The following is a 14658-nucleotide window of genomic DNA, read 5'->3' as shown; positions in this document are numbered from 1 at the left end:
ATTTTATATCACCAAAAAGTTCCACATCTTCACCAACCTTGGGGTCAAAATAAGTTGATAAATGCTTCTTTACATAATCTGGATTTCTGTAAACCATATCATGGTTTCCCCAAATCATGTGTAAACGATTGTCCTTATGAAACAATTTCATAAGCATAAACACATTTTTATGAGCATCTAAAATCGATTCAAATGATAGGTTTTCCCAGAGCTCATCGCCATCGCCAATTTCACAATACTGAAATCCTTCAGCATAATAATGCTTTAAGGCATGAAAATAAATGTTTCGGTTATTGGCAAAATCGTCGGCAAAACTATTATCGCCTCTGTGGCAATCGCTAAAAAGAATAAACTTACTAGCATCATCAAATTCAATGACTTTAGCAGTTTTGTAAGCATTATCTAATCTTTTCTTGGATGAAAACATAGAGTAAATGTAAAACGATTTTTTTTATATTCTGAATTAATTTTTCAGTTTGTCAAGGGAAACGGGCAATAGTTTGTCAACAAATTTAGAATACGCCAATTCTGAAGGATGTAAACCATCAGAAGCCACAAGGTCTGGATTTATTATACCTTGTCTTGTAATGTCAGTAATGTAAACATAGCTAATATTGTTTTGTTCGCAATAATCTCTTGCAAAATTGTTGTAAATATCTATGTCTTGTGAAATGCTAGTGCGACTTCTACCAAAAGGTGTATAAGCGTAATCTGGAATAGAAATAACAATAACATGATTTTTATTTCCATTCGCTTTTTTAATGGCCGTATTAACAAGTTGCGGAAACTCGCCATAATAAATGGAGAGTGGTTTGCCTTGGTATTGATTGTTAACGCCTATTAAAAGGGTTACCAAATTATAATCGTTGCTGGTATTTTCATTTTCAATGGCGTTAATTAAATTGGTAGTAGTCCAACCTGTTTGCGCAATTATTTTTAATTCAAAACTAGAGGTAGATGCTAGTTGGGTTTTTAATCTGTTCTTTAATTGCTCTGGGAATCTGCAAGTTTCACACACACTTTGCCCAATGGTATAACTATCTCCTAAACTTAATAATTTTAGGGTATCTGGTAGTAAATAGTTTTCTTCCTCCTCATTTTCTACAGGAATAAAGACTTTTGTGTTATTCTGGTCTTGAGAATTTATAGGTTCACCGCTACAGCCAAAGCAAAATGGTACTATGGCGAGTATAAAATAAAGATTCTTAATCATTTAGCTTTTTACCTAAATATACGGAAAATTTTATTTTTCGGTTTTATAAAAAATAAAGAGGTCGTCTAAAAATTACTTTTTAAACGACCTCTTAGAATGTATTTAAAATCTATTTTTTGTACAATGGATCTACACCAATGGTACCAACTAAACGGTTTAAATATTCTGGTTCTTTAACATGTTTGAATAATTCTTTAGTAGCATCTAAACGTGATTGAATTTGTAAATCGTCCACTAAAATATCATTGTGCGGATTGTTTATGAATTCCTCCAAATAATCAATTTGAGAGCCATAATATTTAATATCCTTTTGTTGTTTTAATGCTAATCTTGCTTTGTACCAATCGGCATTTACAACATAGTTTCTGTCAAAATATTTTCGCAATTCAGGATCGCTAATAGCTTTGCCTTCATAATTCCCGTAAGCCATAATATTCAATAGAATTTTTAATGGCGGAATAGCGGCATCAATACTTCCATCTTCAAAATAGTTTAGCGCTACTTTTTGCTGCGCTTCAACAATGTTGGCAATACCATCTACATAATCTTCTAAATTTTGTAATTCTGGTTTTAGCATACGCTCATTGAAAACAGCTGTAGGTTCATCAAACAGTCTGTTTAAACATAGTAAAGAGAATGTTTTCGTAATTCTATATCCTAAACGGCTAGCTAATACTTTTTTACCATTATGCTCAAAATCTTCCAATTTTTCTAAAGACCCGTTTGCAATTAAATTGTTAGGATCTCTATCTTCTGGAGCCATTCTTGCCCAAATCTCTGGGATTAATAAACTAACATCGTGGTCTATTTTATTTTCTGCACCAACATAGCCTGCTGCTGTACTAAATCCGTTTGATTCTGTTAAAATATGTGATAACAACGCATTATTTAAATCGGTTGTTGGCGTCAACATATTAAACGGCGCCTTAGTTAAAGCACCTTCTGAACCTGCACCAGTAGTTGATGGTGATTTACCTGTAAGACTACAAATAAAGTCCATGAACAATTCTGGTGTTTCTTGATAATGAATCGGGCTGTAAACCGCTAATGGTCTAATACCAGCTGCGCGATCTGCAGGATTATTTCTTCTACCTGGTAATACGGCATTTACAACATGAATTACAGGGTCGTCGATTTTGACTCTTCTTTTCAAACGCACACCCATATCAGAAATATATGTGGCTTCTGTTTCGTTATAAACAATATTTGGTTCTAAATAACGCGGGTTTTTAGTTGGCTCGCCATCTACAATTCTAGGGTGAGAAGGCAATACAAACTGTACATCGTCATCATTTGAATCTATTATTTCTTTTATAAAATCTTGAACAGGTTGTGTGTATTTGTCAAAATTAATGGTGTCTTCGTAAATTTCAATAGCATCTTTTTTGGTTAACTTTTCGTAGTTAGTCAAAAATCTTCCATCAGAAATAATATCTAATTCCGCTCCTTTATCGTAACCTCTTACAATAGCTTCATCTGGTCTTTGAAATAAATGCGCTTCACAGTTTGTTAAAACTTTCACACTTTGATTCGTGTATTCTGCATTTAAATCTTTAAAACTATTTCTAGGAAGTGTTATTGATGCAGTAATATCATCTTCAGTTTGAATTTTTTCACAAGCAGAAAAATCTGAACGTAACTTATTTAGCATCCAGTTGCCTTCTTGATTAAATCCTATTCTAACATAACTACCAACTACAGGGGTGTTATTGTATATCAAAGATGTGCCTTTAACACCGTTAATAATTTCAACAGACATCAAGTCTTTCCAGTTAAGGTTAGCACCATGAGCTTGTCTGAATAATCGTTTTACAAATAATACTAACGAGCGCACATGCACAGGAATTTTTTCTAACCAAGCATTAAACTCATCTGAGTTTTCATCTGAAGGGGTTAATAGTTTAACAACAGATCCTAATGTTCTTTTTTCACTCAAGAAAGATCTTGAGATTGGTCTCTTAGTATCTTTATCCTTCCATCTGGTTGAATAATTAAATTCAATAATTTCATCGGCTTTCTTAAAATCTTCTTCTATGTTATGAATGTTGAATCTGCTATAGGTAATAGCATTTTGCATAGATTTAGAAATTTCCGACTTTCCACCGCCAGAAACAGTACAAGGTTTATGGCAAAATACACCCTCCGGATACGTTTCTATAATACGCCATAAATTGATGGATTGATGTTTTTCTAACCTTAGCTTATTTCCTGATGGATGCATGTAGGTTTTAAAAGGCGATAACTTTAATTTTTGTTCATTGCCTTTGTAGTTCCAAGTTATACTGTTAGTATTTGTGTTGAAAAAAGATGATTCAGGAATATAAACGATATTAGGATAATTTTTATCCACCGCGTAATTTTCGGGTTTTACTTCAATCCGGTCACCTAATAAGGTTTTTACGCTTTCAAAAGTATGATCTAGTCCGTAATATTCATTGTAGTCATTACAATTTACAGTATCGCCCATAACACGTCTCGCATAAGCTATAGCGCCTCCGGCATGTTCTTCTTCAACTAAACCAAAAAGGTTTGCGGAATAACTGATTTGAGTTTTTATTTCCTTTTTAGAATAGCCATAGTAGTTGTCAGCAATTAACGTAACTACAACACCACTTTCGTCTCTACATGTAAGTTTAAAAGCGCCACCATCGTTATATAGCTCATTCGCATCTTTCCAGCACATGCCATCTTTTTTCTGACGATCCGTAGCCTTATCAAAATGCGGTAAACCAACATCTTTCTTTTTAAGGGTTAATAATTGTGGAGCAAGAATGATACATCCTGTATGACCTGTCCAATGTTCAGGATCTAAAGCAGCATCATTATGTGCTAAATTAGGATTACCGGCATTACCAAAAATGCTTTCAACAAAATCTAAATTACTGACCAATGTCCCAGGTGCAAAGAAGCGCACTTCTAATGATTTTTTTGTTAAAACACCTTTTACTTCAGGACACACAGTAGGTCTAAGAAGCATGGAAACCATGGTTTTGGCTTTCTCTTCTTGATTTGAAGTGAACGGTAGTGTATTTAATTCATCAGACGGTTTGAAGGCTGCATGTAAAAAGTGAGCCAATACCACTTTTGGAACTTCGAATTTATCCAATGGCACAGGCAACGAGCCTTCAACAATATGGAAAGTGCCTTTTGTTGTTCTTTTATCGTGTAAAGGGTTGTTTAAAATACCTTGTTTTAATCGTTTAGAATTAACTAAATCACTTTCAAATGAACTCCCATCTGGTGGCAAACTAGCCTCTCTTGCTTGTCCTTTTTTAGATAATATTAAGGTGTTATTATGAATTTTAAAAGATTTGTCAATCGATACATCTTTTAAATATTGATCTATAAAACTTTGGATTCTTGAGTCTGCTGGACAGAGATGATTTGCCAAAAGCCTTGACTTTTCTCTTAGACTCATTATTAATGGCCGCGTAGTTTTTTCAAATTCAGGATCGCAAAATGTTTCCTTGCTACCTACTTTGTCCTTAAAAATGGGTTGTCCAATTGCTGCTAATTGTAAATTGATAAATTGGATGGTGTCTTTTCTAGATTCTTCCATGTTTTCCTAACTTGTGTTTTGCTCGTTTACCTAACGATTGTTTGATACAAAAATAGACACAGGATTAATTAAAAAACCTGTCAAAAGTCATATTATCGTTATATTTTCACTAAAACGATGTAGTGATTTGTAAGATATAAATATATAATAAAAAAGTTTTATTTAAAGGCATTAAGGCCAGTAATATCCAAACCAGTAATTAATAAATGAATATCATGTGTGCCTTCATAAGTAATAACGCTTTCAAGGTTCATGGAATGCCTCATTATAGAATATTCTCCAGTAATACCCATGCCTCCAAGCATTTGTCGGGCGTCACGTGCAATCTTTATGGCCATATCTACATTATTACGTTTTGCCATAGATATTTGAGCAGATGTTGCAGTTCCATTTTCTCGCATAACGCCTAATCTCCAAGCTAAAAGTTGTGCTTTGGTAATTTCAGTTATCATTTCGGCAAGCTTCTTTTGTTGCAGTTGAAACTGGCCAATAGGTTTTCCAAATTGCATCCGTTCCTTGCTATAGCGTAAAGCGGTGTCGTAACAATCCATAGCAGCACCAATAGCACCCCAAGCAATTCCGAATCTTGCTGAATCTAAGCAGCCAAGCGGCGCGCCTAATCCAGATTTATTAGGTAATAAGTTTTCTTTTGGCACTTTTACATTATCAAAAATAAGTTCACCAGTTGCCGAAGCACGAAGCGACCATTTGTTATGTGTTTCGGGTGTGGAGAATCCTTCCATACCACGTTCAACAATTAGCCCGTGAATACGTCCGCTTTCATCTTTAGCCCAAACAACAGCAATTTGACAAAAAGGAGCGTTAGAAATCCACATTTTTGCACCATTTAAAAGATAATGATCTCCCATATCTTTAAAATTAGTGGTCATACCACTTGGATTACTTCCGTGATCTGGTTCCGTTAATCCAAAAGAACCAATCCATTCTCCGCTAGCTAATTTAGGTAAGTATTTTTTACGTTGCGCTTCATTACCATATTTCCAAATAGGATACATAACTAATGATGATTGTACTGATGCTGTTGAACGCACTCCTGAATCACCACGTTCTATTTCTTGCATGATTAAGCCATAGCTAATTTGATCTAATCCGGCGCCACCATATTCCATTGGTATATATGGTCCAAAAGCACCAATTTCTGCTAAGCCACCAATAATTTGTTTTGGGAATTCTGCCTTTTGAGCATATTCTTCAATTATAGGAGAGATATCACGTTTTACCCATTCGCGAGCAGCATTTCTAACTAATTTATGCTCATCGGTTAATAACTCATCCAAGTTGTAATAATCGGGCGCTTCAAATAAATCTGGCTTCATAATTTAAATATTATTCAATGATATCACAAATTTATTGAAAATATTGAATAAAATAAGGGTTATAATAAGAATAGTTTATAATTTAAAATACTGATAACCGGTAGAAATAAAGAAAAAAAGAAAGTTGTTTTTAAATTCTATTCTGGATTCAAAGTTTGGGCTTTGGATTATAGTTTTTTGAATATGGAATTTAACCCTTACATGTTTAAATAAAAATCTTTGGTCAAGTTTATATAATCCGGAGTGTATTGATGTCTTTCCGTTTCAATAACCAAAATGTCATTTTTAATAACACCTTCAAGGAAAGAGAAGTCTATTAAACTTCGTTTTATTTCTGAAGTTGGGTTGCCTTTAACGTGTAATTTTCTATTGGGAAATAAATTATATTTTGAAGCTAAACTAATAAATATAGATTCTTCTTTAAAAGGAATAACCACCGAAAAAGAACCTTCATCTGATAGTAATTTCGAGACACTTTCTAATAAATGCTCAAAAGGCATGGCATCTTGAAAACGGGCTAAATCGCGTTGTGAATTATCGGTTTTATAATCCTCAGAATAAAACGGCGGATTACAAATAATTAAATCATATTTATCTTCTTCACCTTCAAGTTCTTCTACAAAATCTTTTAATGGTGCATGGTAACAAAATAATCTGTCTCCCCAATATGATTGCTCAAAATTATTGACACATTGTTCGAAGGCACTATCATCAATTTCGATAGCATCAATAAGTTCGGCATGACTGCGTTGTGCAAGCATTAAAGATAAAACACCAGTACCGGCTCCAATATCTAATATTGAAAACGGCTGTTTTTCAATGGAAGTCCAAGCGCCTAATAAAACGCCATCCGTTCCAATTTTCATGGCGCATTGATCTTGGTTTATTGTGAATTCTTTGAATTTAAAGGGTTTTGCAGACACAGCTATTCTTCTAAATATAAATCAATTAATCCTTCAGGAGTTTCAACAATAATGGTTTTGTTACCTCTATCTACCTTTACAATAAACTCATCGTTCATTGGGATTAATATTTCAATACCATCACGATCTATTTCAAAAAGTGATTGTGCAGTTGAATCATTTATAGCTTTTAAAATACCAACATCTCCAAAGTTTTTATCTGTAATAGTAAAACCTATAACCTCATGAAAATAGAACTTGTTGCCCTCAAGTTTTGGTAGTAAATCTAGTGGTAGATATAAGCCGCTTTTCATAATAGCATCAGCATCAGCTTCTGTATCAACATCTTCAAATTTTATACGAAGCAATTCAGATTTATGTAGTTGAGATGTTTCAATAAAAAAAGGCACAAGGTTATTTCTTAGTTCTAGAAAAATAGCATCTAAGTTTTCATATATTTCTGGCTGATCGGTGTCTAGTTTGGCTAAAACCTCGCCTTTAAAACTGTATTTTTTTACAATTTTACCTAAGTAAAAACAATCTTCTTTTTTCATTGCAAAGTTATTTTTGTCATTCCCGCAAACCTGCCTGTCGGCAGGCAGGGGCAGGAATCTTTTCAAGTATGATTCTGAATTTAATGAGATTCCATTTTCATGAGAATTATTTAAACAAACTTAATAGAAGTTTGTTTAAATAAAAAACTCCGATATTTCTATCGGAGTTTAAAAGTATAAAAAAATAATTTTTATTCTTCTTCTTTTGCTTCAGGAGCTTCTTCAGCTACAGCTTCAGTTGTTTCCTCAACAACATCTTCTACAGTTTCAGTAGCTTCTTCAGTTGAAGCTTCAGTTTCAGTAGCAGGAGCTTCTTCAGCAACGGCTTCTTCAACAACAACTGCAGCAGCAATTCTTGCTTCGTTAACAGCTTTTTCAGCAGCTAAAGCATCGGCTTTCGCTTTAGCTTCATCTTTTGTTAAACCGTCAGCTTTTGCTTGAATTTTAGCTTCTTTTTCTTCTAACCAAGCAGTAAATTTTGCTTCTGCTTGCTCTTCAGTTAAAGCGCCTTTTCTAACACCACCAGCTAAGTGATTTTTTAGCATGGCACCTTTGTAAGACAATAATGTCTTTGCAGTATCAGTTGGTTGTGCACCATTCTGTAACCATGTTACAGCACCATCAACGTTTAATTCAACAGTTGCTGGATTTGTGTTTGGATTGTAAACACCTAATTTCTCTAAGTATTTACCATCTCTTTTTGAACGTGCATCAGCTGCAACGATCCAATAAAAAGGTTTCCCTTTTTTACCGTGTCTTTGTAATCTAATTTTTACTGGCATAATAATTAATTATTTGAGGTTCTCGACCTCGGTTATTAATAAGGGCGCAAAGATACTTTATTTTTTGAATTACAGTAACTTTTTTGTTTCAAAATTAGTTTAATTTTTAATTGATTATCAATCAATTAAAAATTAAAACAATAAGCAAACAGGAGAAGGCGCTTTTATATCGTATAGAAACTTTAATTTTCCTGATAAAAGATGAATTCTAAAAACAGAAATATTATGACTTCTTTGATTGGCTACTAACATAAATTTACCCGTTGGGTCTATTGTGAAATTTCTAGGCCAATCTCCATGGACAGACATATTCTGAATTTTTTCAATCATTCCAGTAACGGTGTTTCTTTTAAAAACTGCAATGGTATTTTCTCCACGGTTGGAACCATATAAAAAGCGTTCATCATTCGATAAATGAATGTCAGCACATTTATTTATTCCTTCGTATGTTTCATCAATTGTAGAATCAAAATCAATTTGTTCAAAACCAAGATCTGTTTTTTTAACTGAGGTTATCGAGCCTCCATACTCATTAATTATATATATGAATTTGCCATTTTCAGTAATAGAAAAGTGTCTTGGTCCCGGATTGCCTTCAATATTTATTATAGATTCTGATTCAAGGTGATACTTATTTTCCGCCAGTTTATATTGATAAACTCTATTTCTTCCCAAATCTGAAACAAATAAATCATCTTGATAAAACTGGGCAGAATGCGCTTTTGCTGGTTTTTCATCTGCTTCATTATGATTAATAGTTTGAGAAGCTTCATTCAAACTACCATTTTTTTTAATTGAATAAATGGAAAAATTGCCACCAGTATAGTTTGAAACAACAGCTTTGTTGCCCGATTTGTTAATCGAAACATGACAAGGGTTTTCACCATGGCTACTTCTCGAGTTTATTAATTCTAAGGTGCCATCATCTTTCATTTTAAAAGCGGATATAGCACTTGTTTCTCCTTCATCAACGGCATATACATATTCTTTATTCGGAGAAGAAGCCAAGAAGGAAGGGTTGTTGGTTGCAATGGCTAGTTGTTTATTTGAAAGTTCTCCTGTTTCGGTATTAAAATCAAATTTGTAAATCCCTTCGCTATCGCCATCTGTGTATGTTCCAACGTACAAGGTACCGTTTTGGTCGCCGCAATTAAAAAGAAAAAGGATAGGAATTAAAATGAATAATCGAAATTTCATAAAAAGTAATTTATAATGTATAAATGTAAAATAAATTTTGCGATTTACTTTTAAAAAGTGTTCTCTCTTTTTTGTTTACAACTCTTCATAACTCAACTTTAAAAAAGTAGAAATTCTATGTATTTTTATAGGCTCATATAAATATAAGCAACTCACCAAATCAACAGATAAGCTCCAAATATGTACTTAATTTTCGATACTGAAACTACCGGATTACCAAAACGCTGGGATGCACCCATAACCGATACTGATAACTGGCCAAGGTGTATTCAAATCGCATGGCAATTACATGACGAGATGGGTAATTGTATTGAAAGCGAAGATTATTTGGTGCAACCCGAAGGTTTTAATATTCCTTATGATGCTGAAAAAATTCATGGAATTTCAACCGAATTAGCGCAAGAGCAAGGCATTCCGTTAGATGAAGTTTTAGAAAAATTCAATATTGCATTAAGTAAAACGAAGTTTGTTGTTGGGCAAAACGTCAAGTTCGATTTGAACATTATGGGTGCCGAATTTGTTCGTGAAGATGTTGAAAACCCTCTGCAAGAACTTCCGGTATTAGATACTTGTACCGAACATACGGCAAATTTATGTCAGATTCCAGGCGGACGATATGGAAAATTCAAACTCCCAACACTAACTGAATTACACGAGCATTTATTTAATGTGCCATTTTCGGAAGCGCATAATGCAACGGCTGATGTTGAAGCTACAACACGTTGTTTTTTTGAGTTAATTCGATTAGGTGAATTCACCAAAGAAGAACTAGATGTTCAGCCTGATTATTTTAAGAATTTCAATAAAGAAAATCCCGATACTATTAAGCTTATTGGCTTAAAACACATCAATCTTAAAAAGGAAAGTGCAAAAATTCAAGCACGGTTACAGAAAGCTGAATCGAGTGTTTCTGTTGAAGAGATAAAACAAAATGCTTCAGAGCTGGCGGAAGTTGAATTTGTGCACCTGCATAATCATTCACAGTTTTCGGTATTACAATCTACCATGGGTGTTGCTGATATTGTGGCTGCAGCTGGCGAATATAATATGCAAGCCGTGGCTTTAACGGACCACGCCAATATGATGGGCGCTTTTCACTTTGTGAATGCAGCAAATAGGCACAATAAAGGCGTAGAAACTAAAATTGCTGAAGCAGAAGAAAAAGGAGAAACGACAAACGCTAAACCAATAAAACCTATTATAGGTTGTGAGTTTTTTGTTTGTGAAGACCATACCGATAAATCCAGAAAAGATAACGGTTACCAAATTGTATTGTTAGCTAAAAATAAAAATGGGTATCATAATTTAGCAAAACTATCATCGCATGCCTTTGTGGATGGGTTTTACTATTTGCCAAGAATTGACAAAAAATTGATTTTGCAATACAAAGAAGATATTATTGTATTGACAGGAAATCTTTATGGTGAAGTGCCAAGCAAAGTGTTGAATGTAGGTGAAAACCAAGCTGAAGAAGCCTTGCTTTGGTGGAAAGATGCTTTTGGAGATGACTTATATATGGAGCTTATGCGCCATAATCAAGAAGATGAAAATCGCGTAAACCCGACTTTGATTAGTCTAGCTGAAAAACATGATGTAAAATTAATTGCAACAAATAACACCTATTACAGGAAGCAAGAAGATGCCAATGCACATGATATTTTATTATGCGTAAAAGATGGCGAAAAGCAAGCTACACCTATTGGAAGAGGTCGTGGGTATCGTTACGGATTGCCAAATCAAGAGTATTATTTTAAGTCGCCCGAAGCCATGAAAAAATTGTTTCAGGATATTCCTGAAGCGATTTCAAATGTGCAAGAAGTGGTCGATAAAATTGAAGCCTACCAATTAGCGCGCGATGTGTTATTGCCAGCGTTTGATATTCCTGAGGAATTTAAACATGAAGATGACGAAGCTGATGGCGGAAAGCGTGGTGAAAATGCCTATCTGAAACATTTAGTTTACGTTGGAGCAAAAAAACGTTACGGAGAAGAACTTTCTGAAGAAGTTGTAGAACGACTCGATTTTGAATTAAGCGTTATCGAGAACACAGGTTATCCGGGGTATTTTTTAATTGTTGAAGATTTTATTCGCGAAGCACGAAGAATGGATGTGTCTGTTGGTCCAGGACGTGGTTCGGCTGCAGGTTCTGTGGCGGCATATTGTTTATGGATTACCAATATTGATCCTTTAAAGTACGATTTGCTTTTTGAGCGTTTCCTAAATCCAGATCGTATTAGTATGCCCGATATTGATATTGATTTTGATGATGAAGGTCGTGGTCGTGTCATGCAATACGTGATTGATAAATACGGAAGCAATCAAGTAGCACAAATTATTACTTACGGTACCATGGCGGCAAAATCGTCAATCCGAGATACGGCTCGTGTTTTAGATTTGCCATTATTTGATGCCGATAGAATTGCCAAGTTAATTCCAACCATGTCTAAACTCGGAAAGATTTTTGGGTTAGATGAAAAAGAATTAGGAAAGAAATTTAGAGCTGAAGATTTAGAAAAAGTTAACGAACTTTTAAATATAGCCGATGGATCCGATTTACAAGCTGAAACTGTAAACCTTGCAAGAACGCTTGAGGGTTCGGTGAGAAATACAGGAATTCATGCCTGTGGAGTTATTATAACACCAGATGATATTACCAAATTTGTTCCCGTAGCCTTAGCGAAAGATTCAGATTTGTATGTTACTCAGTTTGATAACTCGGTGGTGGAAGATGCAGGACTCCTTAAAATGGATTTCTTGGGTTTAAAAACGCTGACTTTAATAAAAGACACCGTTAAAATCGTAAAAGCAAAGCACAATATTTTGCTTGATCCTGACAGTTTTCCGCTTGATGATGAAAAAACATATGAGCTTTTCCAGAAAGGTGAAACGGTTGGTGTGTTCCAATATGAATCGCCAGGGATGCAGAAACATCTTAAAGATTTAAAACCTACTGTTTTTGAAGATTTAATTGCCATGAATGCCTTGTATCGTCCGGGACCCATGGAATACATTCCAAGTTTCGTGCGTAGAAAACATGGCGATGAGGATATTGAGTACGATTTACCAGCTATGGAAGAGTACTTAAAGGAAACTTACGGTATTACGGTTTACCAAGAGCAGGTAATGTTACTATCTCAAAGTCTTGCTGGATTTACCAAAGGTGAAGCCGATGTACTCCGTAAGGCGATGGGGAAAAAGCAAATTGCGGTTCTTGATAAAATGAAACCGCAATTTATCGAGCAAGCAAGCGCCAACGGACACGACGCTAAAATTTTAGAAAAAGTATGGAAAGATTGGGAAGCCTTTGCGAGTTATGCCTTTAATAAATCGCACTCCACATGTTATGCTTGGATTGCCTATCAAACGGCCTATTTAAAAGCGCATTATCCTGCGGAATATATGGCGGCTGTGCTGTCGAATAACATGAATGACATTAAGCAGGTGACATTTTTTATGGAAGAATGTAAACGTATGAAATTGGACGTGCTTGGGCCAGATGTAAACGAGAGTTATTATAAGTTTTCAGTAAATAAAGATTATGCCGTGCGTTTTGGTATGGGCGCTATAAAAGGTGTTGGTCATGGTGCGGTTATGACCATTGTTGAAAACCGAAAAAAAGATGGTCATTATAAATCTATTTTCGATTTTGCAAAACGTATTGATTTACGAGCAGCCAATAAAAAAGCCTTCGAAAATTTAGCTTTAGCTGGTGGTTTTGATGGTTTGGGCGATACGCATCGTGCGCAATTTTTTCATGATGATGGCGACGGTATTACTTTTTTAGAAAAAGCAATAAAATACGCTGCAAAGCATCAAGAAAATGAAAATTCGGCACAGGTAAGTTTGTTTGGTGAAGCGAGCGATGTGCAAATTGCAGAACCCGAAGTGCCACCATGTGAAGAATGGGGAACCATGGAGAAACTTAGCAAAGAGCGTGAGGTTGTTGGGGTTTATATTTCTGGGCATCCTTTGGATGATTTTAAAACCGAAATGAAAACCTTTTGTAACGGTACCGTTGGCATGTTTAATACTTTAGAGCCTTATGTGAATCGTGAATTGGTGTTTGGTGGTGTAGTTACCGATGTGCAACATCGTGTAAGTAAACAAGGTAAAGGTTGGGCTATGTTTACAATTGAAGATTATACGGATAGTTTTGAGTTCAGGATTTTTGGCGAAGAATATTTAAAGTTTAGGCATTTTTTACTTCAAAATAGTTTTGTGTTTGTAAAAGCGTTTATTCGAGAAGGTTGGGTAAATAAAGATACTGGTAAGAAAAGTGATCCGCGATTGCAATTTAATAGTTTTCAATTATTGCATGATGTGATGGAAAATTATGCTAAGAAATTATCCATTCAAGTTGATATTAAAGATTTGGATGAGAAAAAAATAACAGATCTAAAGGACTTATTACACATGCATCCTGGAAATCAAGCTTTGAATTTTTTAGTTTATGATATGAAGGAAAAGATAAAATTGAACATGTCTAGCAGACGGCAAAAAGTCAAGGTTTGTCAAGAACTTTTAAATGAGTTGGAAGCACAGGATGTTAAGTTTAAGTTGAATTAATGCTCTGCACCCGCGCAAGGGATAGTAGTGGAAAGCCCACAGCCCGACAAAAGGAGGTGCGAGGACTTGTAACGGATAGCCCGACCCTTGTGGTTGCGCCCAAAAAATTAAGATAAAGCTAGCTAATAACATCATAGGCAAAACAAATTGTTGCTTTGTAAGTTTTCGAGTTTTTTTTGACTAAATTTGTGTTGTTAAAACGAATTAAGAACATATTAAATATAAATATTATGGCATTAGAAATAACAGATGCAACGTTTGAAGAAACGGTATTAAAGAGTGATAAACCAGTTTTGGTTGATTTTTGGGCTGCTTGGTGTGGACCTTGTAGAATGGTTGGACCAATCATTGAGCAAATTAGCGAGGAGTATGAAGGTAAAGCGGTTGTAGGTAAGGTTGATGTTGATGCTAACCAGGAATTTGCTGCTAAATATGGTGTGCGTAACATACCAACAGTTTTGGTTTTTCAAAACGGTGAGGTAGTTGGTCGTCAAGTTGGTGTAGCACCTAAAAATGCTTATACAGAAGCTATTGACGGACTTTTATAG

General features: G+C 34.9%; 9 protein-coding genes and 1 pseudogene. 2 read left to right on the top strand and 8 right to left on the bottom strand.

All coding sequences use genetic code 11. The features are described 5' to 3' along the window. The 8 genes and pseudogenes from WBN21_RS03810 to WBN21_RS03775 all read right to left on the bottom strand — a co-directional run. Window positions 1–427: pseudogene (locus WBN21_RS03810) on the bottom strand (serine/threonine protein phosphatase); the annotation flags it as partial. 36 nt (window positions 428–463) lie between these two features. Then, window positions 464–1213 carry an SGNH/GDSL hydrolase family protein gene (locus WBN21_RS03805; RefSeq protein ID WP_424197970.1) on the bottom strand — a complete coding sequence of 250 codons (750 nt, stop codon included), beginning with the start codon at window positions 1211–1213 and terminating at the stop codon, window positions 464–466. Window positions 1214–1322: 109 nt separating this feature from the next. Further along, complete coding sequence (locus WBN21_RS03800; RefSeq protein ID WP_424197969.1) at window positions 1323–4772, bottom strand: hypothetical protein; 3450 nt, start codon at window positions 4770–4772, stop codon at window positions 1323–1325. A 158-nt stretch (window positions 4773–4930) separates the two neighbouring features. Beyond that, the gene (locus WBN21_RS03795; RefSeq protein ID WP_424197968.1) at window positions 4931–6109 is read right to left on the bottom strand and encodes an acyl-CoA dehydrogenase family protein; all 1179 of its coding nucleotides are present in this window, start codon (window positions 6107–6109) and stop codon (window positions 4931–4933) included. Between the two features lie 197 nt (window positions 6110–6306). After that, the gene (locus WBN21_RS03790) at window positions 6307–6975 is read right to left on the bottom strand and encodes a tRNA1(Val) (adenine(37)-N6)-methyltransferase (protein WP_424197967.1); all 669 of its coding nucleotides are present in this window, start codon (window positions 6973–6975) and stop codon (window positions 6307–6309) included. 59 nt (window positions 6976–7034) lie between these two features. After that, window positions 7035–7565, bottom strand: a complete 531-nt coding sequence (gene rimM, locus WBN21_RS03785) for a ribosome maturation factor RimM (protein WP_424197966.1) — start codon at window positions 7563–7565, stop codon at window positions 7035–7037. Between the two features lie 191 nt (window positions 7566–7756). Then, a complete protein-coding gene (locus tag WBN21_RS03780) occupies window positions 7757–8347 on the bottom strand; it encodes a 30S ribosomal protein S16 (RefSeq protein WP_424197965.1) in 591 nt (196 codons plus the stop codon). A 132-nt stretch (window positions 8348–8479) separates the two neighbouring features. After that, on the bottom strand, window positions 8480–9544 hold the full coding sequence (locus WBN21_RS03775) for a lactonase family protein (protein WP_424197964.1): 1065 nt from the start codon (window positions 9542–9544) through the stop codon (window positions 8480–8482). Between the two features lie 180 nt (window positions 9545–9724). Between WBN21_RS03775 and dnaE the strand changes: the two genes are divergently transcribed. Together dnaE and trxA are read left to right on the top strand one after the other, a co-directional pair. Continuing rightward, window positions 9725–14110 carry a DNA polymerase III subunit alpha gene (dnaE, locus tag WBN21_RS03770; protein WP_424197963.1) on the top strand — a complete coding sequence of 1462 codons (4386 nt, stop codon included), beginning with the start codon at window positions 9725–9727 and terminating at the stop codon, window positions 14108–14110. Between the two features lie 230 nt (window positions 14111–14340). After that, window positions 14341–14658, top strand: coding sequence for a thioredoxin (gene trxA / locus WBN21_RS03765; protein ID WP_424197962.1), 318 nt, complete (start codon window positions 14341–14343; stop codon window positions 14656–14658).

The organism is Algibacter sp. (assembly GCF_049667265.1).
Lineage (GTDB): Bacteria > Bacteroidota > Bacteroidia > Flavobacteriales > Flavobacteriaceae > Algibacter_B.
This window is presented reverse-complemented; position numbering and strand designations above follow the sequence as displayed.